We start from the raw sequence: 26,117 nt of genomic DNA, 5'->3' as shown, positions 1-26,117 counted from the left end.
CCGAACAGAGAAGTTAAGCCCTGCAGCGCCGATGGTACTGCGTAGAAGTGGGAGAGTAGGTCGCCGCCCTTTTTTGGAAGAAACCCGTTGTTCAACAAGAGCAACGGGTTTTTTGCGTTTAATAGTTTATGAAGTTTATCGGAATCATTTTGGATCAGATACAAATTCTGGGTCTAGGCATAAATTTTACATAGACGATACAAGAAAAACTTCACATCAACCACACCTCTGAATTGTCTTCTTAGAAATATATTCTTTTGTCATTTTCTACTGTGATAATTGTCATATTGATATTAAAAATGTAAGTTATTCTAAGTAAATGATGTCATATTGTAAAATAATTAATTAATAATCTAATTATTTTATTCTTATTTATACAATATATATAAGTATATACATAAATATACTCCCTAAATGATACTGTATTTTAACTTCTATAAATACAGTTAGTTAGCATATATGTAAAAATTAACAGTTTGGTTAATGTCCTGATAACTAAGGTTAAAATTCATTAAGAAGCTGTTGTAAAACAATGTTTTTTTAATAGAAAAAATGAGGAAAAAGTGGGATAACTTTCTACTTTTGCTTTTCATTTATTTATTAAACAATAAATTATTAAACATGAAACCTACGCATATTGAGCACATTGGTATTGCTGTGAAGAGTTTGGAAGAAGCTATTCCTTTTTATGAAAAAGTTTTAGGCTTAGAGTGTTATGCTGTTGAGGAAGTAGCAGATCAAAAAGTAAAAACTGCCTTTTTTATGGTTGGTCAAACAAAAATTGAATTGTTGGAATCAACTGATCCAGAAGGACCAATCGGAAAATTCTTGGAGAAAAAAGGAGAAGGTATACATCATATGGCTTTTGCCGTAGAAAACCTTGCAGAAAAGCTTACTTTGGCTGAAGAAAGAGGAATAAAGGTAATTGACAAAACACCTCGTAAAGGTGCTGAAGGTTTGAATATTGGATTCTTACATCCAAAGTCAACTTTCGGTGTTTTAACCGAACTTTGCGAAGACCCTAATAAATAATCCACCACCACTTTAATTTACCTTTTAATATGTCAACTCAAGATAAAGTAAAAAAGTTAATCGACCTGCGCAGTGAAGCTAAACTGGGCGGAGGAGAGAAACGGATCGACAAACAACATGCTCAGGGCAAGATGACTGCCCGTGAACGTATTGAAATGTTACTGGATGAGGGTTCTTTTGAAGAACTTGATATGTTTGTAACTCATCGCTGTACAAATTTTTCAATGGATCAAAATAAATTTTTGGGCGATGGTGTCGTTACCGGGCATGGTACCATTGATGGGCGTGTTGTCTATGTATATGCACAGGATTTTACAGTGTTTGGAGGATCATTGTCTGAGACAATGGCTTTGAAAATTTGTAAAATCATGGATATGGCTATGAAAGTTGGGGCACCTGTAATTGGTATTAACGATTCAGGAGGTGCTCGCATACAGGAAGGAGTTACTTCATTGGCAGGATATGCTGAAATATTTGAACGTAATATTCTGGCTTCTGGTGTAATACCACAGATTTCAGCCATTTTCGGCCCCTGTGCTGGTGGAGCTGTTTATTCTCCGGCATTAACTGACTTTATCATGATGACAGAAGATACTTCATACATGTTCGTTACAGGCCCAAAAGTTGTTAAAACAGTAACCGGCGAGGATATAACTGTTGCGGACTTGGGAGGTGCTGATGTTCATGCTTCAAAATCAGGAGTATCTCACTTTAAGGTGGAAAATGAGGAAGAAGGTATTCTTTTGATAAGAAAGTTAATATCATATCTTCCTCAAAATAATATGGAAGAGCCTCCGGTGATCGAATGTAATGATCCGATTGATCGTTTGGATGATCAGTTAAATACAATTGTTCCTGATAATCCAAACTTACCATATAATATGAAGGAGGTGATCTTCTCAATCGCAGATGACGGTGAGTTTTTGGAAGTGCATCGTAATTATGCCAAAAATATCATTACCGGTTTCTGTCGATTAGATGGTCAGTCTGTTGGGGTGGTTGCCAATCAGCCCAATTTTCTGGCAGGTGTGTTAGATTGCGATGCATCACGCAAGGCAGCTCGTTTTGTTCGCATGTGTGATGCTTTTAATATTCCTATATTAACATTGGTTGATGTTCCCGGGTTCCTGCCTGGTTCAGGTCAGGAATATGCCGGTATTATTACACATGGAGCTAAACTAATGTTTGCTTATGGCGAAGCTACTGTGCCAAAAGTTACCGTTACTCTTCGTAAATCATATGGAGGTGCCCACGATGTTATGTCATGTAAGCAATTACGAGGCGATTTTAACTATGCCTGGCCAATGGCTGAGATTGCTGTAATGGGTGCTAAAGGAGCCATTGAGGTATTAGAGGGTAGAGCTGTTGCCAAACTGGAAACAGAAGAAGAAAAGGCTGCTTATGTTCAGAAAAAAGTAGATGAATATGAGGAGACATTTGCTAATCCATATCAGGCTGCTGCATATGGCTACATTGATGATGTTATTGAACCACGTAATACACGTTTCAGAGTGATTCGTGCATTTCAGAACTTACAAACAAAGAAGGTAACCAATCCTCCAAAGAAACATTCTAACATTCCACTTTAATCAGCAGGCATATGAGTTTATATTTTGTCGATTCAATGACGTGGACTATTACTGTATTAGGATGGTTTATCGTATTTGTTGCATTAGTTTTTCTTATCGGAGTATTTCTTACAGTTCCTAAAATATTGAATTTGGGTAGTAAAAGGGATGTCCGTAAAAAGAAAGGTTCAGATGCTGGAGAACAAGAAAATAAAGCTGTGGTTTTAACCGGTGAAACGAATGCTGCTATAGCAATGGCACTTCATCTGTATTTTAGTGAAATGCATGATGAAGAAAGTAATGTTATTACCATTAAAGAGGTTAAAAGACGCTATTCTCCATGGAGTTCTAAAGTGTATGGTTTTAATAATGTTAATTTCCCAAGATAAGTATTGCTTATATCGGAAATAAAAATGTAGTTATGAAGAAATTTGAATTTACCATTAGAGGTAATAAATATCAGGTTAGAGTTAAAGATCTGGAAGATAATCTGGCCACAATTGAAGTGAATGGAACCCAATACGAAGTTGAGATTCATCAGGAAGTAAAAAAAGCCAAAACGCCGCGTTTGGTGCGTAAAGAAGTTCAACGTAAACCTGGAGAAGGTTTTATTACTAAAAAGCCGGGAGGTGGAGCTTCTAAAATACTTGCACCACTACCTGGTAATATTTTTAAAGTCTTAGTAGCTCCTGGAGATGTAGTTAAGAAAGGCGATGTTCTTTTAATTATGGAGGCTATGAAGATGGAGAATAATGTATTGGCCGAAAAAGAAGGAACAGTTGCTAATGTTAAGGTTTCTGTTGGAGATGCAGTGTTACAAAACGATGTTTTAATTGAGATGGAATAAATGTGATTCCCATTCTTTATGATACAGTAAGGAAAAACAATTAAAATAAAATGAAAAAATATATATGAAAAGACTTGTAACACTTATAGGAATATTTGCCCTGCTCTTTTGTTTACAGTTAGTTGGAGGAGGATTTGAGGCCCTTGCATCTGGAACAGAAGGCGGTTTTGCTGAACAGGCAATAGGTGGTCTTGAAAAATTATGGAGTTTTACCGGATTTGCAAATGTGCATTATACTAATATTATAATGATTGCTGTCGGGTTGTTCTTTATTTTTCTTGCCATTAAGTTTGACTATGAACCCTTGTTATTAGTGCCTATCGGAACGGGTGTTATAATCGGTAATATCCCATTTTTGGCAGGCAATAATATTGGATTATATGAATCCGGATCAGTTCTGAATTATTTGTATTTTGGAGTTGAGAAAGGGGTTTATCCACCACTTATTTTTCTTGGGATTGGTGCAATGACAGATTTCTCTTCACTCATATCCAATCCAAAATTAATGATCTTAGGTGCAGCTGCTCAGATCGGAATTTTTGCAACATTTTTAGGAGCTTCAGCTCTTGGATTTGGGCCTGAAGAAGCTGGTGCTATTGGTATAATCGGGGGTGCAGATGGCCCAACGGCTATTTTCTTGTCATCCAAATTAGCTCCTCATCTGATGGGAGCAATTGCTATCGCTGCATATTCGTATATGGCTTTGGTTCCAGTTATTCAACCTCCGATTATGAGGTTAATAGTACCAAAACATGAGCGTTTGATTAAAATGAAACCGCCACGTGCCGTTTCAAAAACTGAAAAAGTCTTATTTCCAATTATTGGCTTGTTACTAACAACTTTTATTTCACCTTCAGCTCTTCCTTTATTAGGTATGTTGTTTTTTGGTAATTTATTAAAAGAATCAGGAGTAACAGAAAGACTTGCTGATACGGCCAGAAATGCTTTAATCAATATTATAACAATATTATTAGGAGTAACGGTTGGAGCATCAACACAGGCTGATTATTTTTTAACTACAGATTCACTAAAAATATTTGGTTTAGGTGCCATATCATTTATGGTTGCTACAGCCGGGGGATTGCTATTTGCTCGTATAATGAATTTGTTTTTAAAAGGTGATAAAAAGATTAATCCACTAATTGGTGCAGCAGGTGTTTCTGCTGTCCCTGATTCAGCCAGGGTTGCACAAATGGAAGGTTTAAAGAATGATCCAACTAACCACTTGCTGATGCATGCTATGGCCCCCAATGTTTCGGGAGTTATTGGTTCCGCAGTTGCAGCTGGTATTTTACTTGCATTTCTGTCATAGGAACGTTAACCGAATTTTATAAGATAGAAGAAGCAGTTCAGTATTTGAACTGCTTTTTTATTTAGCTATAAATTAAATCATAAGATATAATTAACAAAAGTTAACAAATATTCATAAAAATTTTGTATTATATATCTAAATTTTTAAATTTGTATCTACTTGAATGATAGTAAAAAAGTTTTTGTTGTTAAAATCAAGAGTAATCTTATAAATTGATGTTTTTAAATAAAAATTTGCAATAAATTGTGATTTTACTATTTTTGTATCATCAAACGCCAAAGAAGAATTAGATATTATTAATTTATTTAAACAACTAGACAGACACCTTTATCGCCATTATTAATTTAAACCTTTAATCAATGAAAGAAAGAAATCGCCAAAACTACTCACAAAAACTAGTCAGTTTTTGCCAAGTTTAACTATATGACCATATAGTTAATTGTTTCATAAAGTAATTATTTTAATTATATGGAGTTGCAATCATATTGTGATTCTGTATCATTTAGTATAATATTTTCTTTATCACTATTATTAACTTAAACCTTTTGTTTTATGCGCAGATTAGCATTAATCATGTCCTTGCTATTATTTGCAGGACTGAACGCAATGTTTGCTCAGACTACAACTATCACAGGTACAGTCACTGATACAGACAGTGAACCTATACCTGGAGTTTCGGTTGTTGTAAGAGGAACAACTATTGGTACTATTACTCGTGTTGACGGAACTTATTCATTAAGTGTTCCTGAAGATGCGACTAATCTTCTGTTTTCATTTGTGGGAATGAAGACACAAGACCTTTTAATCGAAGGTCGTTCAAAAATTGATGTTGTTATGGTTTCTGAAGCTATTGGAGTGGATGAAGTTGTAGTAACTGCATTGGGTGTGTCAAGAGAGAAGAAGTCACTTGGATATGCTTCTCAAAGTGTGAATGCCGAACAATTAACAGCAGCAAATAATTCAAATGCTGTTTCAGCTCTTGCAGGAAAAGTAGCTGGTGTGCAAATTTCTGGATCTAACTTTGCTGGGTCACAGAATGTGTTAATTCGTGGAGCAAGTTCGTTAACAGGAAATAACCAACCATTATATGTGGTAGATGGTGTTCCTTTAGATGCATCGAATTATAATGATTATAATACTCAAATTGGAGGTGGAGGTATTGATTATGGATCTATGAGTAATGACTTGAATCCTAATGATATTGCTTCTATAAACGTTTTAAAGGGTAGTGCTGCAACTGCTTTATATGGTAGCCGTGGTCAGAATGGTGTTATCATGATTACAACTAAAACAGGTAAGGCTGGCAAAAAGTCATTCTCTGTGGAAGTTAATTCAGGGGTTTCTTTTGAACAAGTCAATGTGTTACCTCTTCAACAAAAGTCATATGGAGGTGGTTATGGCGACTTTGATACGGAAACAATCAATGGAACAGATTATGAAGTAGTATACTATGGTATGGATGAAAGCTGGGGTCCAAAATATGATCCTAATCGTCAAGTGATCCATTGGTGGGGCGCCGCCGATTATGAAAAAGGTATCACATCATCACCTGAAACAGGAGCTTGGGTATATCCTGAGAATAATTATGAGACTTTCTTTGATACAGGTGTTACTTATACGAATTCTGTTTCTATTGTTGCTAATGAAGAAAATTCTACAGTTCGTTTAGGCTATACTAATGTTAATATGACAGGTACGGTTCCAAATTCAAGTCAAGATAAACATTCTTTTAATTTGAATGGTAGTACAAAGCTTTGGAATGGTTTTGCAGAAGTTAAAGCCAATGTTAACTACGTATATACTTATACAAAAGGTCGTCCGCAATTTGGATATGGTGATAAATCAGTATTTCAGAAGTTTTTCCAATGGGGACAGACTCAATTGGATATGAGTAAGATGTCAAACTATAAAAATCCAGATGGTACTCAGCGTACTTGGAATAGAAATTCAGTTTTCGATGGAACTCCAGTTTATTCTGATAACCCATATTGGACAGTTTATGAAAATTATGCAGATGATGATCGTGAACGTGTATATGGAACAACAGGTATAAAATTTAATTTGACAGATTATCTAACTGCTGAAGGTAATTTATATTTGGATACTTATACTTTTAACACAAGGGATCGTGTTGCAATTGGTTCTCAGTCACAATCATATTATAATATTGCTACTAGACAAAGAACTGAGCTGAACCTTGAAGGTAAATTAAACTTTAACAAGAAAGTTAATAATTTAAGTATTTTGGCTTCTTTAGGTGCAAATCAAAGAAAACAACATTATACTTCTATGATTGGCTCGACTGATGGAGGTTTGGTTGTTCCAGGGCTTTATGATTTGAATAACTCAGTAAATGCTCCAACAGTAACTGATTATTTAGAGAAACAGTTAATTAATAGTTGGTTTGGATATGTAAGCTTTGGTTGGAATGATATGGTGTATTTAGATGCATCTATTCGTCAAGACTTTGATACATCTCTTCCAACAGAAGATAATGTATATACTTATCCTTCAGTGTCTTTGAGTTATATTTTATCTGAATCATTAGATTTGTCTTGGTTAAACATGGCAAAATTAAGAGCTAACTATGCAAAAGTTGGTAATGGTACAAATCCATATAATGTGGAAACATTATATGCAGTTGGTACTCCTTTTAATGGTTCTCCTAGTTTTTCTTTGCCTACAACATTAAATAATCCAATGTTACGTTCAGAAAGTACTTCAGAATATGAATTTGGTATTGAAGCATCTGTACTAAACAATAGACTTGGGATTGATTTAAGTTACTATAATAGAGCTACAGAGGATCAGATTGTGCCAGTAGACGTTAGTGCTTCAACTGGTTTTCAAAGCCAATATATAAATGCAGGTAAAATCGAGAACTCTGGTATTGAAATGGTATTAACAGGTACTCCTGTTAATATAAATGGTTTCCGTTGGGATATAAGCCTTACTTATGCCAAAAACAAATCAAAAGTTCTTGATCTTCCAGACGGACTTGATAAAATACAAATTGCTCGTGCTCCATTTGGAGGTGCTTACGTGAATGCATCTGTTGGAGATCCATATCAAATGCTTTGGGGATATGATTTTGTGTATGATCAGAATGGAAGTAAAGTTATTGATGAAAGTACCGGATTTTATGCTACAAATGGTGAGTTAGTGCCAATTGGGTCTGCTTTACCAGATTATAATATGGGTATTAGAAATGCTTTTTCGTATAAGAACTTTGATTTCTCTGCTTTGATTGATATCCAAAAAGGTGGTAATTATTATTCTTTAACACATATGTGGGCAATGTACTCTGGTATGGATGAAAAGACAGCTATGGCTACTTCAAATGGTAATACTATCCGTGAAGATGGAATTGTTCTTGATGGTGTTATTGCAACTGCCTATGATAATGATGGTAATGTAACTTCTTCACGTGCGAATGATATTAATATATCGGCTGTAGATTACGGTGAATATCATTACCATGGAAATGGAACACCAAGTGCGACTAGTATTTTTGATGCTTCTTATGTGAAATTAAGAGAGATTACATTAGGATATACCTTGCCACATATTACTTCTTTTATTCGTAATGCAAGAGTTTCAGTTTACGGCCGTAATCTTGCAGTTTGGGGCTTGGGTAACAAAGGAATTGATCCAGAATCGACTGTTGGTGGATCAGGTAATGTTCAAGGATTAGAAGGTGGTATTATGCCTGCTACACGCACATTTGGACTTAACTTGAATTTAACATTTTAATTTAATTTGATTATCATGAGAATATATAAATATATTACGGTTGTGGTGTTTGCCGCTGCGTTAACTGCTTGTGGTGTTGAGTACTACAGTAGTCCTAATGCTGCTGCAATTGTGCCAACTTCGGGCATCATGAATAGTGTTCAAAAAAGACTTATGGATGATACTCGTGATGCATGGTTATCGGGTCGTCAAACCTTGCTTTGGGTCCAGTATTGGGGACAGATAAATTATACTGAAGAGGATAGATATCAATACAGAGAAACGGTTAATGAAGCTGCATGGAATGATCTTTATGGTCATGCTATGGATCTAAAAAGTATTATTGAATTAAATACAGATGAAGCCACCAAAGGTGATATGGAGGCATATGGTCCTAATGAAAATCAAATAGCTGCAGCAAGAATTATGTTAGCTTATATTTTTCAATTAGCTGCTAATCAGTGGGGAGATATTCCATATTATTCATATGGCAGTGATGATGCTGATTTTCAAGGCTTATCGTTAAGAGACAATGCAGTTATGGCACCTGTATACGCTTCTCAATCAAAAATTTATGCAGATATATTAAAAGAGTTAGATGAAGCTCAGGCCATGATTAATACGTCAGCAACAATGATTGAAGGTGATAGCTTTTTTGATGGAGATGCTGTTCAATGGAAGAAATTTGCAAATTCTTTAAGGTTAAGAATTGCAAATCGTATTAAAGCGGCTAATAATTCATTAGCAACTCAGCATATAAATGCAGCAATTTCTGCTGGAGTTATGGAAGGCAATGATGATAGTGCAGGTGTTACATATACAGCTGATAATGATGCAAATTCTGCTCCTATGTATTCTGCTTTTTATATTAGTAATAGATTAGATTTTGCACCATCAAATACATTTGTTGAATTATTAAAAGGAGATAGAGGTCCTTTTGGAGAAGATCCTCGTTTAGGCATTTATGTTGATCCTAATGCTTCAGGTGAATATGTTGGTATTCCTGTGGGTGCGGCAAGAGATGTTGTAAGTGATTTTAAATGGGAATCATTGCCTGGAGAAGCGATTTTAGACTCAAAATATACTGAATACTATATGGAATATTCTGAAGTATGTTTCTTATTGTCTGAAGTGAATGGTTGGGATCAAGATTGGTATGAGGCAGGTGTTGAAGCTTCAATGGAAAAATGGGGTGTTCCTGCAGCTGATATAGAAGCTTATATTGCAACACTTCCTGCAGCTAGTGAAGAAACGGTATTAACACAGAAGTATATTGCTTTGTATATGCAACCTCAGGAGGCTTGGGCGGAATATAAAAGAACTGGTTATCCAACAACTTTTTCTAAACCAGGAAATGAGTATAGTGTAATTGTACCATTAGGTGATGGAACAACAACAACCTTTACTTATACTTTCACCACTTTAGTTTCAGGTCTAACAGATTTACCCACAAGAGCTAACTATCCATTAGTTGAAGCTAATATCAATTCTTTAAATTATAAGAGTGCTGGTGATGCAATTGGTGGAGATGAAATGGATACAAAATTATGGTTTCAACCATAATTTTGAAAATATTAAACTTTTAAGCTGTGGTGGGACGTAGATTAAAGGTTTAGTTGTGTGAGGAAGGGACGTTGTGAAGCGTCCCTTCTGTTTTTATATGTGTTAAAGTAAAAACAGAAGAGGAGAAAAGTTACTTTATTTTTAACTGTATTCCGGAAACCATTAAAAATACTTCGTCTGCTTTTTGAGCGATGTACTGATTCATCCAGCCTTGTAGATCAGTAAATTTTCGTTGTAAGTCATTTTCAGGCATGCCACCAAGACCAATTTCGTTGGTAACGAAGATAAAGGTCGTATCCTGTTGTATAAGATTATTGAATTCTTCCTTTGCTTCAAGTAGTGATTGGTCAATGTCGCTCTTATTATCAAAAAAGAAATTGGTTAGCCATAGAGTTACACAATCAATCAAAACAATTTTGTCTTCCAGGCTGTGTTTTGATAAATGCTTTTCTTCTTCAATGTTTGTCCATTCAGGACCACGATCATTTTGGTGACGAACTATGCGTTGACGATGTTCATCATCCCAAATACGCGATGTTGCCAGGTAAACAGGATTTGCACTTAGTTTTAATGCCAACTCCTGGGCAAATCGACTTTTACCTGAGCGTTGTCCACCTGTTATAAGTATTATTTTTGTCATCTATCCCTTTAAAAATTCAACCTGATGATAGCCTCCATCGTGTATTGTGAGTTTAATAACACAGCCATAGTTCAGATTTAGATTGAAAATATTTTCGGGTGGAATGGATAAGTATTTCATCAATACAACCCTTATTACTCCTGAGTGTGTAACAATAGCAATTTTGTTGTGAACTTTTTCTTTCAGTATAGAGAAGAATTCATTTATCCGACTGATTAACTCTGAAAACTTTTCACCATTTGGTGGACTCTGATTAATGAAATCGTTTGACCACTTATCAATGCTCAATCTTTCGATTTCTTTCCAAGGTTTTCCTTCCCAGTCGCCAAAATTGAGTTCCATTATTCGATTATCAATCTGGATATATACATTTTCAAACAAATCGTTGGCTAACTTTCTACAACGTATTAACGGACTTGAGTAAACATCGTCAAATTGCTTGTGCAGAATTGTATTTCTAATTTGCTTAAGTTCATCTTCATAACTATCAGTAATATCCAAATCAAGTTGACCATAACAGATACCTTTTTCAACCTTTGGAGTGGTATGACGAATTAAATAGATTTCCTGCATCAGTTAAAAAATGAAAAATGGTTCGATTGTTGAAATAACGCAACTAGGCAAATGTAAATTAAAAGTTCGGTTGTTTGTTGAATGGTTCCAAGGCAATCACCTGTATATCCTCCTATCCATTTTTTAAAGTATCGTTCCAATAGTAATTTACTAATTATTAAAATTGGGATAATAACAAGAACTTTAAAATCCATTAAAAGAAAAAGAGAAGGTATGGTTAGGGCAAGTGCAATAAACAGATCTTTAGATTGCAAAGATTTTGTTATTGGTTTCGATTTACTACTTTCATCTTCGCGCACATAATCAAGACTATGCATAGTCCATACAGCCATAAAGCGACTAATTACATGAGCTGTAATTAACGACAAGGCAATGATGTCTGAAGGAAGGTCATTAATTGCTGTATATTTTGTTAACAAGAGAAGAATGATTCCAATGGCTCCATAGGCTCCAATACGGGAATCTTTCATGATAGTCAGAATTTTATCTTTCGTCCAGCCTCCTCCAAATGCATCGCATACATCTGCAAATCCATCTTCATGAAAAGCTCCAGTCAGAAGGATACTTGCAGCCATTGATAACAAAATTGATAATGACTCGGGCAGAAAGTAAGAAGCTGAAAGGTATACAAGAGCTGATAATCCTCCCACAAAATATCCAACCAGAGGAAAATAACGATTACATTTGTTCAGATTATCCTGTGAAAATGCAATGTTAAAAGGGATCGGTATTCGGGTAAAAAAACCGAATGCAGTTAATATAAGGTTGAATTGTTCCTTCATGGCTATTATTAAGTTATAAGATAGAAGAGAAATAGGCTATTAGCCAATAGCTATCGGCTAATAGCTTATAGTGTTATCTGTTACTTACGCCCGCATCAGCAAAGCTACTCATCTCATTAATGAAGGCAACCGCAGATTGAATCAATGGGTATGCAACTGCTGCTCCGGTTCCTTCACCAAGGCGCATGCCTATGTTTAAAAGGGCATTTGCACGTAAATGTTTAAGCATGTATTGATGGCCTTTTTCATTGCTCTGATGCGTGAAAATGCAATAGTCCAGTATTTGTGGTTGCATTGCGTAAGCCGCCAGTAAGGCTGATGTTACAATGAATCCATCTACCATAATAATCATATTCAATTCGGCTGCTTTTAACATGGCTCCACAAATGGTAGCTGTTTCAAAACCGCCAAAGCAAGCCAAAATTTCTAATGGATCAGTTATGCTTTTGTGTAAATCAAGAGCTTTGGTTATTACATCGGCCTTGTGCTGAATGCCTTTGTCATCCAATCCGGTGCCTGCACCACATGCATCAATTGGTTTTACTTTGGCATATTTACACAAAAGGGCAGAAGCAGAGGTTGTATTGCCAATGCCCATCTCACCGAAACCAATTATGTTGGTACCTGTTTGATGTAATTCTGTAACAATATCAGCACCATTTTGCATTGCTAGGCTACATTCTTCTAATGTCATGGCTGGTTCAACGGCAAAATTACGTGTTCCTTTAGCTACTTTTTTGTTTATTAATTGATCATTAGCTTCAAAGTCGTAATTAACACCGGTGTCGGCTACCAAAAGGTTAATCTGATGTTGACGGCTGAATACATTAATTGCTGCTCCGCCAGCAAGAAAATTCATTACCATTTGAAAGGTTACTTCCTGCGGAAAAGGACTAATCCCTTCGTGGGTTATACCATGATCACCCGCGCAAACTAATATGGCCGGTTGGTTCAGCTTCGGATGTAAAGTTTGTTGAATGCGACAAATTTGGGCGCCAATGGTTTCTAATTGGCCCAATGAACCCAACGGTTTTGTTTTACCGTTAATTTTTTCAGTAATTGCTTGATCTAATGTGTGATCAATACCTTTGATTTGAATCTCCTGCATTGTTTATGCATTAAAAGTTAAACAATTATCTTCAGGAGGGAAGTGGAAAGAATTAATAGCACAAGCGTGCGCATCTGACTACTTTACCCCGAAGTTTATATGCTAAGGCAGGTATTCTGGCTCATCCCTTATCAAATAACGTCTTCCCGAATAATCTAAAATTCAGTGACATAATGTTATTGACATTGAGACTTACAGCTGCGGGGACAGCTCCGGAATATCATCTTACTGAGCACCGGATTCCCTATTATGCTTGCGCACCTTAGTGATGCAAAAGTAATAAAAAGATTTGGACGTAGTGAGGTTAGGATGTGTAATGGTCGATGTTTGTGTAGACGATTGAAGACTCAGGATAGTAAGTAGTGCCGCAAGGATAGACAGTGAACATATCAAGTAAGATTGGTATGCAATGAGATGAATGTTGTTTATTACATTACCGTGGCTTATGTTCATGTTTCAAAACTCAGTTTTTAAATGAATCAATACGGGACTTGATATCAGCATTTTAATTTAAAAGAGAAATAAGCAATAAATGTTAGATTTAGGAGTTCTGAATATTACATAATAATTAAACTACAACATTATTAAAACTATGAAAAAAATAGTCATTCTATTAATGCTTTTTTGGTCTGGTTTGACATTGGGGCAGAGTAAATTAAAAAATATGACTTTCATTCCAGCTGGTGAAATAATTCTTCAGGATGAAAATTCAGCAGATAGCAGAGAAGTAAAAGTTAGTTTGCGTTCCTTTTTTATTAGTAATGAGATTACGAATAAAGAATTCAGAACATTTGTTGATTATTTGAAAGCACACCCTGATGGAAATCTTGAATGGGTGGATTTGAAATCGAAACCCTTTGAAGAACTAAGAAAAGACTTGAAATCGTATATTGTCTCATGCAAAATGGCAGATGTTTTATCGAATCTGATAGATACTTTTGCAATGGCCAATGAATATCCAATCAACAGTGAAGAGTATACACTATACCAAAACTATTTTACCGACAAAAAATATGACGATTATCCGGTAGTTGGGGTTACCAGGCAAGGTGCAATGTATTATTGTATTTGGCGAACAACTATCGAAAACAATGAATTGATGAAAAAAGGTAAACCAACCCAAATGAGCTATCGGTTAGCAACATTGCCTGAGTGGTATTGTGCTCAACAATATTGTCCTGGTCCATCTGTCAAAAGCAGTAAGGTTGATAATGTGAAAAGTCAGAAAGTTAAAAAAATGGAAGTTCCTAACATGAATGGGAATGTTTCGGAATGGATTTCGAGCAGTAATGAGAATGGTGAAAATATAGCAATGGGTAATTCCTGGAAAAGTGGTGACGATAAGCTTTTAAAGACTTTTAAAGACAAGAATGTTCGTGAAGGGTATATTGGTTTTAGAATTGTAAAGGATTCAATTTATGAATAAGCACGACTGACTAGTTTTGTTTACTTGATGATATTTCAATAAAAAAGAAACCCTGCAAACAGATGGTTTAGTTTGCAGGGCTTTTATATTATTATCGAGTTTTATGCTAATCCTTTATACGAATAACCAAGGGATTCAATTGTAGATTCAACAATTGCATTATCTTGTTCAGAGGCTTCCACAATAACACGATTACTTTGTGGGTCAGCTTCAACAGAAGCAATGCCATCTAATTTTCCTAGATTTTTTTCTACGCTCATTTTGCAATGACTACAGGTCATTCCTTCAACAATATAAGTTGTTTTAACAGTAGGTTTTGCCATGGTAAATGATGTGTTAAAAACAGGAACAACAGGCGCTCCTGCCGATGGTTTATTGTTGTTATTAAATATGATTGATTTTGAAAGTCGTTCCGTTTGAATTGTGGCTTTTTTTAATCTTTGTTTTTTGAGATATTTTTGAATATAACCATTCACTATTAAGGCAATAAGGGTGATGGCTGATAGTAACTGAAACCATTCTGGTAATAGCTCATGTCGATGCCCTTCGTGCATGGCATGTTCGGCTAGAGTAAACCATTCACGGGGTAAAAAGGCATTTATCAAAGTACCGAAAACCATAGCTCCCAAAATTATTGAACCGAGGTAGGAGATAAGCGTTTTTAATCCAAATACTTTTTGAATGATGGTAATTGTGGCAGCATTGGTTGCGGGTCCTGCCATTAATAAAACCAAAGCTGCACCTGGTGATAACCCTTTTAGCATTAAAACTGCTGCAATAGGCACTGATGCTGTAGCACAAAGATAAAGCGGAACTGAAGCAAGAAGTATGATCAGCATGCTTAATGGTTCATTATCCAGGTAATTAGCAAAGAAATCATCAGGAATAAGTACGGCTAATACAGCAGCAATTAGAATGCCTATTACCAGCCACTTGGCAATATCCATTAAAAATTCATAAAAACCATATCGAAAGATACCTTTCCAGCCTTGTTTGGTGCCCATCTTATCCGATTCACAACTTTCGCCTGATTTAGAAGCGTCTACCTTATCATCTTTTGCGATGGTATTGGTGGCTACACCTCCTAATACACCTGTAATTAAGGCAACAATAACACGTATAATGGCAAACGGTAATCCTAATAATGAATAAGTTACCATAATAGAGTCAACACCTGTTTGAGGGGTTGAAATTAAGAAACTAACGCTTGAACCTTTGGATGCGCCATTACGATAAAACGATATTCCGGTTGGTATTACACCGCAAGAGCATAAGGGGAGGGGAATGCCTAAAATGGCTGTATTTACAACGGATCCAAGATTGCTTTTTCCCATGAATCTGTCGATCCAGCTTTGTGGGAACCAAACCTTCAAAATGCCTGCAAAGAAAAAACCCAATAAAAGGTAAGGTGACATTGCCTTAAGCAGGTCAAACAATGAATTGAAAAAGTCGATTGTATAGGTCAATATTGCTTCCATATCCTGTAAACTTAATTTATCTGTTTTAGTTCAAACAGTTAAATAAATCGATAAATGTAGATTTTTGGATAAGTGGCAAAAATAACAAAAAAATCCTGCCGATAGACAGGATTTGAGTTTATGCTTGAATTAATTATTATCTCATATCTATCACATCAACATCAGGGTTGGCAGCAGAATCAAAGACAAAACTCTTATCATCAACTTGTTTGTTAGTAATCATCTTTTTAACAATTACTGTATAGTTGTTGCCATCTTTTCCCATCTGACGAAATGAAAATAATGTCAGATCATCTTTAAATACCAGTAATTTAATTCTTGAATAAGGTTTATCACGATTAGTAGGATACAGGTCAATTTCGTGTACATCACGTCCTTCAGCAACACCATCACCAACATAGTTAAGTTTATAACCATCCTGATATATATTAAATATAGTAGCCGGATTTAGTGTTTCCTCATCATCTGGATCTGGGGTTGTAATATTTACTTCACCTGCTTCAACCATATGTGTGTAAAGAACTTCTCCATCGTAATAGGTGTCAACATCCATTAACGATACTTTGTATTTATTACCTTTTAATATGATGGAGCCATCATATATCTCTTCAATATTTTCCTGCAGATTTTCCATTTTGAATGAGAAATCGGCTATAATGGAAGGATATGCTTTTGTTTTGGCTGATACTTTATCAAGAATTTCCTTTGCTTTTTCTGCGGACTGAGCAGAAGCTCCAACTGCTATTGCGAGTAAAAGTAGAAATGAATAGAATGTCTTCATATAAATTGTTTTTCTATATTCTTATCAATTATTATTCCAAAATTAATTAAACTGACTTAGATGCCTTTCCAACTCCAGTTCATTAGCTATTAAAACCTGACGAGCCTTACTACCTTCAAATGGTCCAACAATACCTGCTGCTTCCAGCTGATCAATGATTCTACCGGCACGATTGTAACCAATGGAGAAACGCCTTTGAATAAGAGATGTAGATCCTGATTGATTGGCAACTACAATACGGGCTGCTTCTTCAAACATCTGGTCTCTTTTTGAAAGATCAACATCTCCGGGTTCAGTTCCTCCACTATCACTACCAGAATATTCAGGAAGAAGGAAAGCAGAAGTATAGCCCCTTTGTTCGCCAATATAATCGTTTATTCGCTCAACCTCCGGTGTATCAACAAAAGCACACTGAACCCTTACTAAATCACTTCCCTGAGATATAAGCATATCACCACGACCAATTAACTGGTTGGCTCCCGGAGAATCCAAAATAGTCCTTGAGTCAATCATCGAGGCAACTTTAAAGGCAACCCGGGTAGGGAAGTTTGCTTTAATAACACCTGTAATAATATTGGTCGATGGACGTTGAGTGGCAATAATCATATGAATACCTACAGCACGTGCAAGCTGAGCAATACGAGCAATAGGTAATTCTACTTCTTTACCTGCTGTCATTATTAAATCAGCAAACTCATCTATAATAACTACGATATATGGTAAGAAACGATGACCTTTTTCTGGATTAAGATTTCGCTTAACAAACTTGTGATTGTATTCTTTAATGTTTCGGGCATGAGCTCCCTTTAATAACTCGTAACGATTATCCATTTCGATGGCTAAAGAGTTAAGAGTATTAACCACTTTTTGTACATCGGTGATGATTGATTCCTCTTCATCTGGTAGTTTTGCTAAGAAATGGCGTTCTATTTTAGAATAGATGTTAAGTTCCACTTTCTTAGGGTCTACCATTACAAACTTTAATTGCGAAGGGTGCTTCTTGTAAAGCAAAGAAGATATAATCGCATTTAATCCAACCGATTTTCCTTGTCCCGTAGCCCCGGCTACAAGCATGTGAGGTGCTTTGGCCAAATCGATAACAAAAGTCTCGTTAGAGATGGTTTTTCCTAAGGCGATTGGCAACTCATATTTTGTATTCTGGAATTTTTTTGCACTGATGATCGAACGCATTGATACCACTTCAGGTTCTGAATTGGGAACTTCAATACCAATAGTTCCTCTTCCCGGGATTGGAGCAATAATACGAATACCCAAAGCAGCCAGAGAAAGAGCAATATCGTCTTCAAGATTTTTAATTTTTGAAATACGAACTCCCGGTGCAGGTACAATTTCATAAAGCGTTACAGTAGGTCCAACCGTAGCCTTGATGTTTTTTATTTGAATCTTATAATCTTCCAGCGTTTTAACAATCCGGTTTTTGTTCGATTCCAATTCATCCATTGTTACCTCGCCATTGTCACTACGATGGTCATCTAATAGCTCAATGGTAGGAAGCTTATACGAAGAAAGGTCCAGAGTTGGATCGTAATCACCCAATGGTTCTCCATCATAAAAATCAGATATCTCTTCATCTTCGTGTTTTTCAATCTTTAAGTCAAGATCGAATTCATCGCCATTTAATTCAGAATTAACCTCAGTATCTAATTCAATAGTTGTTATACTTTCTTTAGCAGAGTTGGTTTGAATATTATTAGCTTCGACTTCATCAATTGGTTTAACTATTTCGTCTTCCTCCTCGATCTCTTCTTCTTTTACGGAAGTAACGAATTCAGTCTCCTCTTCTTCTTCTTCATTAGATGAAATAACCTCTTTTATATCTTCTTTTGTACTTACTATAGTTTCAACAGCTTCAGATTCAATGGTTTTATTAAATGGTTTTCGCATTGCTCGGTAGAATGCTTCAAATGTCACTGAAAGGTATACGATTAGGCTAACCATCAATAAAATGAATGTACCAACCGATCCAATAGAAGCAGACAACCACTTACTGATAAAGTAACCATGTGCACCTCCTAAAAGTAAATATTGACTATCAGTACCAGAGGCAAAGAAAAAACCTAAAGTGATAGATAGCCAAACAGATATAAAGAAGCAATGATAAAGGGTCTTTTTTAATGGTAAAATCCTGGCGCCTAATAATCTGAAACCACTAACGAATAGGATTAGTATTAACGAGAATGCAGCAATACCAATACCGTCATTTATAAAATAATCAGCCAGATAGGCACCAAATTTACCTGTCCAGTTTTCTACAGTAATATCAGCATCTGAAATTAAGTCCCAGAGTGGAATATCAAATTTGCTTTTATCTGCAAATCCCGTAAACAGGTAAGAGAAAAAAGCCAGCAATAAAAAGAAATTGATTCCAATAGTTATGATACCTGCAATAAATCTTAGTTTGAAATGGCGAAGGTTTTCAAGCCATAATTTAAATTTATCGGAAAGAGGTGTTTTTTTTACTTTTTGCTTCTTTTGTTTTTTGGCCATAGGAATAAAAAATTGTATCGGATCTTGCCTGTCACAAAAATAATAAAAGCCTTGCCAAAAAATGAATTCAGGCAAAAATCTTTAAAAAAATGATAAGGCTTACAACTGCATTAACGAAGAAACGATTTCTTTTATTTCATCAGGATCCGTTTCCCGATAATTTTTAGGAATTATGAACTCGTCGTCTTTGATGTTTTTTAGCTTAACATTCTTTGCTTCAAAAGCTAAATCCATACCCTGAAGGTTAACTCTAAATTCGAGCATTGGTCCGGGAACATCTTCAAAAGGAGTATTTGCGTTTGGCGAGGTGAAATTTATTTCCTTTGTATAATAGAATACCATGTCAGGTATATTTTTATCATAGAAAGATGCTGTTCCCATGAAGCAATTATAACCTGCAATTATCTTAGTTGAATCTTTAACTAAAGTAATTTTTGCTTTTTTACTGTTCTCAAATAATATTAGATCCTCTGTGTCCTTTTGTGGATAAAAAAGTCGTTTGTCTAAAATTTTTAGTAAAGTAAAACAGGTATCTCCACTTGATCGGGATATATACTCTAAATTGTAGATGTTAAATTCTCCTTTTATAAGTATCTTGAAATTTTCGTCTTTGAAGGTAGTTGTCATTTCTCCTGGCAGAAAAGCTGAGAATCCTTGTCCCATTATTTCTTTTGGATAAGTAATGGCATAAGTTATTATTCCCTGATCAGCTTCTTTTTTAGAAGAGTCTTTACAAGAACTAATGAATACTATAAATAAGACTACCGATAATACTTGTTTCATCTTTACATTTTCCCAATTGCTAAAGCAAGGCTTCAAAAATAGTAATTATAATATGAGAAGTCCGATTGTTAGTCTTTAATTTCCGATGGTTAATAAAAAAATATAGTTTAGAAATGACTATACTATTTATAAAAATAGTAAGTGAATTATCTGTAATTCGTATTTAAATTGTATTTATCAAGGCTCGTTTATAGGGTATTTAAATTGTTTTAAGGATAGTATTGTGATTGATTAAAGTCATTTAAAAACTGAGTTAAAATTCGTTATATCGCATATACCCTTTAACAAATCTAATAATGAAAAATCATGGGCAAATTAGCTGTTATTGCGCTTGGTGGCAATGCACTGTTAAGAGATAATCAGTTGGGAACAATTGAGGAACAGGAGCAAAACACTACAGAAACTCTCGAGAATCTGATTTTTTTATTGAAAGAAGGATACGATATAGTTATTTCTCATGGAAACGGGCCTCAGGTTGGCAATATTGTAATGCGTAATGATGCAGGGGAACAATTATATAATATTCCTCAAATGCCTTTAGATGTTTGTGTAGCTGATTCACAGGGAGGAATTGGTTATATGATTGAAAGGGCTTTGAAAAATGTATTACGAAAGCATGGTATTGATAAAAATGTCTTGACTTTAATGACATCGGTAGAAGTTGATCCTAATGATATTGCTTTTACCAACCCAACAAAACGTATTGGTAAACAAGTAAGTTTTGAGGAGGCTCAGAAGCTACAGGAAACCAAAGGCTGGGTATTCAAAGAGGAAAAAAAATCGAAAAGTGGTTACCGAAGAGTTGTACCTTCTCCACAGCCCATAAATATTGTTAATTGGGAAGTTATTGAGCGAAATGCACGACAAGGTACAGTTGTTATTGCTGTTGGAGGTGGTGGTATTCCTGTTTATATTGACGAAAAAGGAGATATACGCCCGGCAGAAGCAGTAATTGATAAGGATGTTGCTTCTTCATTGCTTGCCAATCAAATTAAGGCCGATCGTTTTTATATATTAACAGATGTACCCTTTGTCTATGTTAATTATGGAGAACCTGATCAAAAAGTATTAGAGTTTCTTAATGTTGAGGACACCAGAAAGTATCTTGAAGCCGGTACTTTTGGAGAAGGAAATATGGCTCCTAAAATAAAAGCTGCACTTCAATTTGTTGAGGGTGGTGGAGAAATGAGTGTAATTACAGAATCTACAAAACTTGAAGATAAATCGTACGGAACTAAAATTACTTTAAATTACGATGAGGCAGATTTAAAGAAATATGAAAATCAGAAATAATTATCAATGTAACTTTATCTAAAATATAAAACTATGGGCTTCAATCTTAAAAATAGAAACTTTTTAAAATTACTTGATTTTACACAACAAGAAATCAAGTATTTATTAAAGCTTGCACAAGACCTGAAAGCAGCCAAATATGCAGGAATTGAACAGCCAAGATTAACCGGTAAAAATATAGCTTTGATTTTTGAAAAATCATCTACCCGAACCAGGTGTGCTTTTGAGGTGGCAGCCTATGATCAGGGTGCACATGTTACATATTTAGGTCCTTCCGGATCGCAGATAGGTCACAAAGAATCGATGAAAGATACCGCTCGTGTATTAGGTAGAATGTATGATGGTATTGAATACCGTGGATATGGTCAGACTATTGTGGAAGAGTTGGCAAAATATGCAGGAGTTCCAGTCTGGAATGGTTTGACAGATGAGTTTCATCCGACGCAGATTTTGGCCGACTTTTTAACTATGATGGAACATACTGATTTGCCACTGAATCAGGTTTCCTATGCTTATTTGGGCGATGCTCGAAATAATATGGCAAATTCTTTATTGGTTGGTGGTGCTATTATGGGAATGGATGTACGCATTGTTGGTCCCAAAAATTTGCAACCAGATGCTTCTTTAATAAAGCAATGTGAGGAAATTGCTGAAAAGTCAGGTGCTACTATTACAATAACTGATGATGTAAAAACTGGAGTGGAAGGTTGTGATTTTCTTTACACTGATGTATGGGTATCGATGGGTGAACCAGAGGATGTTTGGAAAGAACGTATTGAATTACTTTTACCATACCAAATAAACTCTAAGACTATGGAGTTTACTGGTAATCCAGGATGTAAATTTCTACATTGTTTGCCAGCTTTTCACAATCGCGAAACTAAAGTGGGAGAAGAAATATTTCAGAAGTTTGGTTTGGAAGGAATGGAAGTTACTGAAGATGTATTCGAATCACCTGCTTCAATTGTTTTTGATCAGGCCGAGAACAGAATGCATACAATAAAGGCTGTTATGGTAGCAACATTAGGATCCTAATAATGCATATAAAAAAAGCGAGCATTTCCATTGAGGTGCTCGCTTCAAATTTTTTTGAAAGGGTTGTTTATAATTCAATAGTACCTTTAAAAACAAAAGTAGCCGGACCAACTAACCAGATATTACTGAAACTTCCATCTGCATTGGCATCGAAGTGCACATTTAGTTTACCTCCAAGAACTTCGATGTCGAAGTTGCTAATTGTATTTTTCTTAAAATGTGCTGATATAGCGGAGGCAACAACTCCGGTACCACAGGCTAATGTTTCATCTTCAACACCTCGCTCATAAGTTCTCACTTTAATAGTGTTGTCATTAATAAAATGTGCGAAGTTTGCATTGGTTCCGCCTGGTTTAAAGGTTTCTGAATATCTTACTTCTGATCCCATTTTGTAAATATCCAGCTGATCCACTGATTGATGAAACTGCACAAAATGTGGTGAACCGGTATCTAAGAAAGTATAATCATCCTTTAAATCAACTTTTTTAACATCAATCATTTTTAATGATACTATACCATTGTCATATTTGGCTTCATGAAGACCATCTACAGCCATAAACTGAAATACTTCGTTTGAAGGTACAATATCTAAATGCACAGCAAATGCGGCAATACATCTTCCTCCATTGCCGCACATGGATGCTTCATTTCCATCACTGTTAAAATAACGCATCGTAAAATCAAACTCAGGATGTTTCTCAAGTAGCATTAGACCATCGCCACCAATACCAAATCTTCTGTCGCATAAAAAACGTACAGCTTCAGTATTGCTTCCATCAAAATGATTATCACGATTGTCAATAATTACAAAATCGTTTCCGGTTCCCTGGTATTTATAAAATTCAATCATATTTTACAGATTGGCCTGACAAGTTGTCTTGTCGATAAAACAAATACATCAACGATGCGTTTAACCTTTATACAAAGGTAGCCTTGTAATGTTTAAATTCCATTAACAAAGGATAAAAAAAAGTTAAGGTTACATTATTATTACTGTAAGGCATATGTTTTGTATAATTTGACCTGGTAATTTTAATAATTGTATGATCTAAATCTTAACTGTTATGAATACAAAAAAATATTTATTGACATTTTTTGTAGCAACAGTAAGCGCTGTTCTTGCTGTTCTTATTTATTCAAGCATTGTTAAACCTGAAACAGAAGTCAGATATGTAAGTGAGCATTCAGTTCCTGTTGCGAATGTGAATTTACCTCAATCAAATGTGCAATTGCCTGATCTTACATATGCTTCAGAGAAATCAGTTCATGCTGTTGTACACGTGAAAACTGTTTCCAGAGGACAAAGTTACAGTGGTTCGGGTAATCCATTGTTTGATTACTTTTTTGGGCCGGGAAGTGGTTATAACAGAGAACCACAGCCTGTTATGGGTGCTGGTTCAGGAGTGATTTTAACGACTGATGGTTATATTGTTACTAATAATCATGTAATTGATGGAGCCGAGCAGATTGAAGTGGTGTTAAATGATAAAAGAACATTTTCAGCCGAGCTGGTTGGGACTGACCCTAATTCAGATATTGCTCTTCTAAAAGTAGATGCGAAAGGTTTGCCATATTTATCTTATGGTAATTCAGATGACTTAAAAGTAGGGGAATGGGTTTTGGCTGTTGGTAACCCATTTAACTTAACATCCACCGTCACTGCAGGTATTGTTAGTGCTAAGGCCAGAAGTATTAATATAATAGCTAATGGACGTCAGAATTATGGTATAGAGTCTTTTATTCAGACAGATGCTGCCGTTAATCCAGGGAATAGTGGAGGAGCGCTGGTGAATCAAAACGGTGAATTGGTCGGCATTAATACGGCAATTGCTTCTCGTACAGGTTCATATACTGGTTACTCATTTGCTGTGCCGGTATCAATTGCTAAAAAAGTAGTAGCTGATTTGATGGAATATGGAGAGGTGCAGCGTGCTTTACTGGGGGTAAGCATCTTGGATGTAAATAAAGAAAGTCTTGCCGAATTTGGACTTGATCCTATGGATAAGATGGAAGGTGTTTTAGTAGGCGGTGTAACTGAAAATGGTGGTGCTGCTGAAGCTGGTATAGAAAAGGCTGACATTATTTTAAGTGTTGATGGAGATAAAGTAAACTCTGTTCCTCAATTACAGGAACGTGTTAGCAGACATCGTCCGGGTGAAGTTGTAAATATTATGGTTTTAAGAGGTGGCAAAAAGAAAACTTTTAATGTAACTTTACGTAATATACGTGGAACAACCGGAATTTTAACTAGTGATAGTGACGAATTAACCTTGGGTGCAACACTTAAAGAGTTGACAGATAAGGAAAAATACAGACTGGGCATTCGGTATGGAATTCGTGTGGAAAGTCTGAGTGATGGAAGTTTGCAAAAAAGTGGAGTTAAAGAAGGATATATAATAACAAAAGCTAATAAAATTGCTATAGAATCGATTGAAGATTTTAAAGAAGTGGTTAAAAAGGTTGAAGTAGGTGATGGTTTATTTCTTACGGGAATCTATCCCAATGGAAGAGTTGCTTATTATGCTATAAACATTCATGAATAAAATCTTTAATAAAACTTGTCAATAGTTGGAAAAGCGGTTAAATTGTAGTAATTTCGCGCGGTAATTTTCGAAAGGGATATGAGACAACTAAAAATAACAAAGTCAATAACAAACCGTGAGAGCGCCTCGCTCGATAAGTATCTTCAAGAGATTGGTCGTGAAGAATTAATCTCTGTAGAAGAGGAAGTTGAGTTAGCTCAGCGCATCAAAAAAGGTGATCAAATTGCTTTGGAAAAATTAACAAGGGCTAACTTGCGTTTTGTGGTGTCTGTTGCAAAACAATACCAAAACCAGGGTTTAAGCCTACCTGACTTAATTAATGAAGGAAACTTAGGGCTTATTAAAGCTGCTGAAAAGTTTGATGAAACTCGTGGTTTTAAGTTTATTTCATATGCCGTTTGGTGGATTCGTCAGTCTATCTTGCAAGCATTGGCTGAGCAATCTCGTATTGTTCGTCTGCCATTGAACCAAGTTGGCTCTTTGAATAAAATTAATAAGGCATACTCAAAGTTCGAACAGGAGAATGAGCGTAAACCATCACCTGAAGAATTGGCAGATAAATTAGAATTGCCAGCTGACAAGGTTGCAGATACAATGAGGGTTTCTGGTCGTCATATTTCTGTAGATGCGCCGTTTGTAGAAGGAGAGGATAATAGTTTGCTGGATGTATTAGTAAACAGTGATTCTCCAAATGCTGATAAGACTTTAATAAATGAATCATTAGCCCGCGAAATAGAAAGAGCTTTAGCGACATTGACCGAGCGCGAAAGTGACATAATTAAGTTGTTTTTCGGTATTGGTTGCCAGGAAATGACTTTGGAAGAGATTGGAGAACGATTTGGGTTGACAAGAGAACGTGTGCGTCAGATTAAGGAGAAAGCAATTCGTCGTCTTCGTCATACTTCAAGAAGTAAACTATTGAAATCTTATTTGGGATAATCAATCTCGATAATAATATAGACAAAGCCCTCGATTATTTCGAGGGCTTTTTGTTTAATAGTTCTTCTAATCGAATAATTTCCTGTTTTGTGCGCTTTTTTGGGTGATATTTTTCTAAGTGCAGTATATCAATAGTTTAAGTCTTTAGAATTGATTAATTTGGGTGCCTCGTTT

21 protein-coding genes, 1 rRNA gene and 1 riboswitch are annotated in these 26,117 nt (G+C 35.6%); of the genes, 13 read left to right on the top strand and 9 right to left on the bottom strand.

Going from position 1 to position 26,117, the window contains the following annotated elements:
* From rrf to ACRD62_RS21220, 8 genes are all read left to right on the top strand, one after another.
* Positions 1-72 (top strand): 5S ribosomal RNA (rrf, locus tag ACRD62_RS21255); the annotation flags it as partial.
* A gap of 549 nt (positions 73-621) precedes the next feature.
* Positions 622-1,032, top strand: coding sequence for a methylmalonyl-CoA epimerase (gene mce / locus ACRD62_RS21250; RefSeq protein ID WP_430822113.1), 411 nt, complete (start codon positions 622-624; stop codon positions 1,030-1,032).
* A gap of 29 nt (positions 1,033-1,061) precedes the next feature.
* Positions 1,062-2,621 carry an acyl-CoA carboxylase subunit beta gene (locus ACRD62_RS21245; protein WP_430822112.1) on the top strand — a complete coding sequence of 520 codons (1,560 nt, stop codon included), beginning with the start codon at positions 1,062-1,064 and terminating at the stop codon, positions 2,619-2,621.
* Between the two features lie 11 nt (positions 2,622-2,632).
* Positions 2,633-2,989, top strand: a complete 357-nt coding sequence (locus ACRD62_RS21240) for an OadG family protein (RefSeq protein WP_430822111.1) — start codon at positions 2,633-2,635, stop codon at positions 2,987-2,989.
* A gap of 32 nt (positions 2,990-3,021) precedes the next feature.
* Positions 3,022-3,447, top strand: a complete 426-nt coding sequence (locus ACRD62_RS21235) for a biotin/lipoyl-containing protein (protein ID WP_430822110.1) — start codon at positions 3,022-3,024, stop codon at positions 3,445-3,447.
* 64 nt (positions 3,448-3,511) lie between these two features.
* Entirely contained in the window at positions 3,512-4,759 is a 1,248-nt protein-coding gene (locus ACRD62_RS21230) for a sodium ion-translocating decarboxylase subunit beta (RefSeq protein ID WP_430822109.1), read from the top strand.
* 552 nt (positions 4,760-5,311) lie between these two features.
* Positions 5,312-8,512 carry a SusC/RagA family TonB-linked outer membrane protein gene (locus tag ACRD62_RS21225; RefSeq protein WP_430822108.1) on the top strand — a complete coding sequence of 1,067 codons (3,201 nt, stop codon included), beginning with the start codon at positions 5,312-5,314 and terminating at the stop codon, positions 8,510-8,512.
* Positions 8,513-8,527: 15 nt separating this feature from the next.
* Positions 8,528-10,054, top strand: coding sequence for a SusD/RagB family nutrient-binding outer membrane lipoprotein (locus ACRD62_RS21220; protein WP_430822107.1), 1,527 nt, complete (start codon positions 8,528-8,530; stop codon positions 10,052-10,054).
* Positions 10,055-10,184: 130 nt separating this feature from the next.
* On the opposite strand, the gene cobU is transcribed toward ACRD62_RS21220, so the two are convergent.
* The 4 genes from cobU to cobT all read right to left on the bottom strand — a co-directional run bounded on the left by cobU (position 10,185) and on the right by cobT (position 13,157).
* The gene (gene cobU, locus ACRD62_RS21215) at positions 10,185-10,694 is read right to left on the bottom strand and encodes a bifunctional adenosylcobinamide kinase/adenosylcobinamide-phosphate guanylyltransferase (RefSeq protein WP_430822106.1); all 510 of its coding nucleotides are present in this window, start codon (positions 10,692-10,694) and stop codon (positions 10,185-10,187) included.
* Positions 10,695-11,267 carry an alpha-ribazole phosphatase gene (cobC, locus tag ACRD62_RS21210; protein ID WP_430822105.1) on the bottom strand — a complete coding sequence of 191 codons (573 nt, stop codon included), beginning with the start codon at positions 11,265-11,267 and terminating at the stop codon, positions 10,695-10,697.
* A complete protein-coding gene (locus ACRD62_RS21205; RefSeq protein WP_430822104.1) occupies positions 11,267-12,049 on the bottom strand; it encodes an adenosylcobinamide-GDP ribazoletransferase in 783 nt (260 codons plus the stop codon). The genes cobC and ACRD62_RS21205 overlap by 1 nt, the downstream gene beginning before the upstream one ends.
* Before the next feature lie 73 nt (positions 12,050-12,122).
* Complete coding sequence (gene cobT, locus ACRD62_RS21200) at positions 12,123-13,157, bottom strand: nicotinate-nucleotide--dimethylbenzimidazole phosphoribosyltransferase (protein ID WP_430822103.1); 1,035 nt, start codon at positions 13,155-13,157, stop codon at positions 12,123-12,125.
* A gap of 89 nt (positions 13,158-13,246) precedes the next feature.
* A riboswitch (cobalamin riboswitch) is annotated at positions 13,247-13,437 on the bottom strand.
* A gap of 312 nt (positions 13,438-13,749) precedes the next feature.
* Here cobT and ACRD62_RS21195 point away from each other — a divergent pair.
* The gene (locus ACRD62_RS21195; RefSeq protein ID WP_430822102.1) at positions 13,750-14,583 is read left to right on the top strand and encodes an SUMF1/EgtB/PvdO family nonheme iron enzyme; all 834 of its coding nucleotides are present in this window, start codon (positions 13,750-13,752) and stop codon (positions 14,581-14,583) included.
* Positions 14,584-14,684: 101 nt separating this feature from the next.
* Here ACRD62_RS21195 and ACRD62_RS21190 read toward each other — a convergent pair whose 3' ends face one another.
* The 4 genes from ACRD62_RS21190 to ACRD62_RS21175 all read right to left on the bottom strand — a co-directional run bounded on the left by ACRD62_RS21190 (position 14,685) and on the right by ACRD62_RS21175 (position 20,133).
* Positions 14,685-16,061, bottom strand: coding sequence for a permease (locus ACRD62_RS21190; RefSeq protein ID WP_430822101.1), 1,377 nt, complete (start codon positions 16,059-16,061; stop codon positions 14,685-14,687).
* A 136-nt stretch (positions 16,062-16,197) separates the two neighbouring features.
* Positions 16,198-16,842 carry an outer membrane lipoprotein periplasmic chaperone LolA1 gene (gene lolA1, locus ACRD62_RS21185; protein ID WP_430822100.1) on the bottom strand — a complete coding sequence of 215 codons (645 nt, stop codon included), beginning with the start codon at positions 16,840-16,842 and terminating at the stop codon, positions 16,198-16,200.
* A 42-nt stretch (positions 16,843-16,884) separates the two neighbouring features.
* A complete protein-coding gene (locus ACRD62_RS21180) occupies positions 16,885-19,350 on the bottom strand; it encodes a DNA translocase FtsK (RefSeq protein ID WP_430822099.1) in 2,466 nt (821 codons plus the stop codon).
* Between the two features lie 99 nt (positions 19,351-19,449).
* Entirely contained in the window at positions 19,450-20,133 is a 684-nt protein-coding gene (locus tag ACRD62_RS21175) for a hypothetical protein (protein ID WP_430822098.1), read from the bottom strand.
* Positions 20,134-20,439: 306 nt separating this feature from the next.
* On the opposite strand from ACRD62_RS21175, the gene ACRD62_RS21170 reads away from it, so the two are divergent.
* Positions 20,440-21,426 (top strand): carbamate kinase, encoded by a 987-nt coding sequence (locus ACRD62_RS21170; protein WP_430822097.1) that lies wholly within the window; start codon positions 20,440-20,442, stop codon positions 21,424-21,426.
* Between the two features lie 33 nt (positions 21,427-21,459).
* Positions 21,460-22,461, top strand: coding sequence for an ornithine carbamoyltransferase (locus ACRD62_RS21165; protein ID WP_430822096.1), 1,002 nt, complete (start codon positions 21,460-21,462; stop codon positions 22,459-22,461).
* Positions 22,462-22,528: 67 nt separating this feature from the next.
* On the opposite strand, the gene dapF is transcribed toward ACRD62_RS21165, so the two are convergent.
* Positions 22,529-23,311, bottom strand: a complete 783-nt coding sequence (gene dapF / locus ACRD62_RS21160; RefSeq protein WP_430822095.1) for a diaminopimelate epimerase — start codon at positions 23,309-23,311, stop codon at positions 22,529-22,531.
* Positions 23,312-23,525: 214 nt separating this feature from the next.
* Between dapF and ACRD62_RS21155 the strand changes: the two genes are divergently transcribed.
* Both ACRD62_RS21155 and ACRD62_RS21150 read left to right on the top strand, forming a co-directional pair.
* Positions 23,526-25,004: a Do family serine endopeptidase gene (locus ACRD62_RS21155; RefSeq protein ID WP_430822094.1), complete on the top strand. Its 1,479-nt coding sequence runs from the start codon at positions 23,526-23,528 to the stop codon at positions 25,002-25,004.
* 78 nt (positions 25,005-25,082) lie between these two features.
* Positions 25,083-25,943: a sigma-70 family RNA polymerase sigma factor gene (locus ACRD62_RS21150; RefSeq protein WP_321410173.1), complete on the top strand. Its 861-nt coding sequence runs from the start codon at positions 25,083-25,085 to the stop codon at positions 25,941-25,943.
* Positions 25,944-26,117 lie beyond the last annotated feature (174 nt).

This window comes from Carboxylicivirga caseinilyticus (assembly GCF_050589785.1).
GTDB lineage: Bacteria > Bacteroidota > Bacteroidia > Bacteroidales > Marinilabiliaceae > Carboxylicivirga > Carboxylicivirga caseinilyticus.
Note: the sequence above shows the minus strand (reverse complement) of the source record. Positions and strands in the feature narration are given on the sequence as shown.

Excerpts from the sequence above, each read along its gene's own strand:
- ACRD62_RS21220 (WP_430822107.1), top strand. The coding sequence starts at position 8,528 with ATGAGAATATATAAATATATTACGGTTGTGGTGTTTGCCGCTGCGTTA.
- ACRD62_RS21240 (WP_430822111.1), top strand. The coding sequence starts at position 2,633 with ATGAGTTTATATTTTGTCGATTCAATGACGTGGACTATTACTGTATTA.
- ACRD62_RS21235 (WP_430822110.1), top strand. The coding sequence starts at position 3,022 with ATGAAGAAATTTGAATTTACCATTAGAGGTAATAAATATCAGGTTAGA.
- ACRD62_RS21205 (WP_430822104.1), bottom strand. The coding sequence starts at position 12,049 with ATGAAGGAACAATTCAACCTTATATTAACTGCATTCGGTTTTTTTACC.
- lolA1 (WP_430822100.1), bottom strand. The coding sequence starts at position 16,842 with ATGAAGACATTCTATTCATTTCTACTTTTACTCGCAATAGCAGTTGGA.
- ACRD62_RS21150 (WP_321410173.1), top strand. The coding sequence starts at position 25,083 with ATGAGACAACTAAAAATAACAAAGTCAATAACAAACCGTGAGAGCGCC.
- ACRD62_RS21155 (WP_430822094.1), top strand. The coding sequence starts at position 23,526 with ATGAATACAAAAAAATATTTATTGACATTTTTTGTAGCAACAGTAAGC.
- cobC (WP_430822105.1), bottom strand. The coding sequence starts at position 11,267 with ATGCAGGAAATCTATTTAATTCGTCATACCACTCCAAAGGTTGAAAAA.
- ACRD62_RS21190 (WP_430822101.1), bottom strand. The coding sequence starts at position 16,061 with ATGGAAGCAATATTGACCTATACAATCGACTTTTTCAATTCATTGTTT.
- ACRD62_RS21195 (WP_430822102.1), top strand. The coding sequence starts at position 13,750 with ATGAAAAAAATAGTCATTCTATTAATGCTTTTTTGGTCTGGTTTGACA.
- ACRD62_RS21165 (WP_430822096.1), top strand. The coding sequence starts at position 21,460 with ATGGGCTTCAATCTTAAAAATAGAAACTTTTTAAAATTACTTGATTTT.
- ACRD62_RS21245 (WP_430822112.1), top strand. The coding sequence starts at position 1,062 with ATGTCAACTCAAGATAAAGTAAAAAAGTTAATCGACCTGCGCAGTGAA.
- ACRD62_RS21225 (WP_430822108.1), top strand. The coding sequence starts at position 5,312 with ATGCGCAGATTAGCATTAATCATGTCCTTGCTATTATTTGCAGGACTG.
- mce (WP_430822113.1), top strand. The coding sequence starts at position 622 with ATGAAACCTACGCATATTGAGCACATTGGTATTGCTGTGAAGAGTTTG.
- dapF (WP_430822095.1), bottom strand. The coding sequence starts at position 23,311 with ATGATTGAATTTTATAAATACCAGGGAACCGGAAACGATTTTGTAATT.
- ACRD62_RS21230 (WP_430822109.1), top strand. The coding sequence starts at position 3,512 with ATGAAAAGACTTGTAACACTTATAGGAATATTTGCCCTGCTCTTTTGT.
- cobT (WP_430822103.1), bottom strand. The coding sequence starts at position 13,157 with ATGCAGGAGATTCAAATCAAAGGTATTGATCACACATTAGATCAAGCA.
- cobU (WP_430822106.1), bottom strand. The coding sequence starts at position 10,694 with ATGACAAAAATAATACTTATAACAGGTGGACAACGCTCAGGTAAAAGT.
- ACRD62_RS21175 (WP_430822098.1), bottom strand. The coding sequence starts at position 20,133 with ATGAAACAAGTATTATCGGTAGTCTTATTTATAGTATTCATTAGTTCT.
- ACRD62_RS21170 (WP_430822097.1), top strand. The coding sequence starts at position 20,440 with ATGGGCAAATTAGCTGTTATTGCGCTTGGTGGCAATGCACTGTTAAGA.
- ACRD62_RS21180 (WP_430822099.1), bottom strand. The coding sequence starts at position 19,350 with ATGGCCAAAAAACAAAAGAAGCAAAAAGTAAAAAAAACACCTCTTTCC.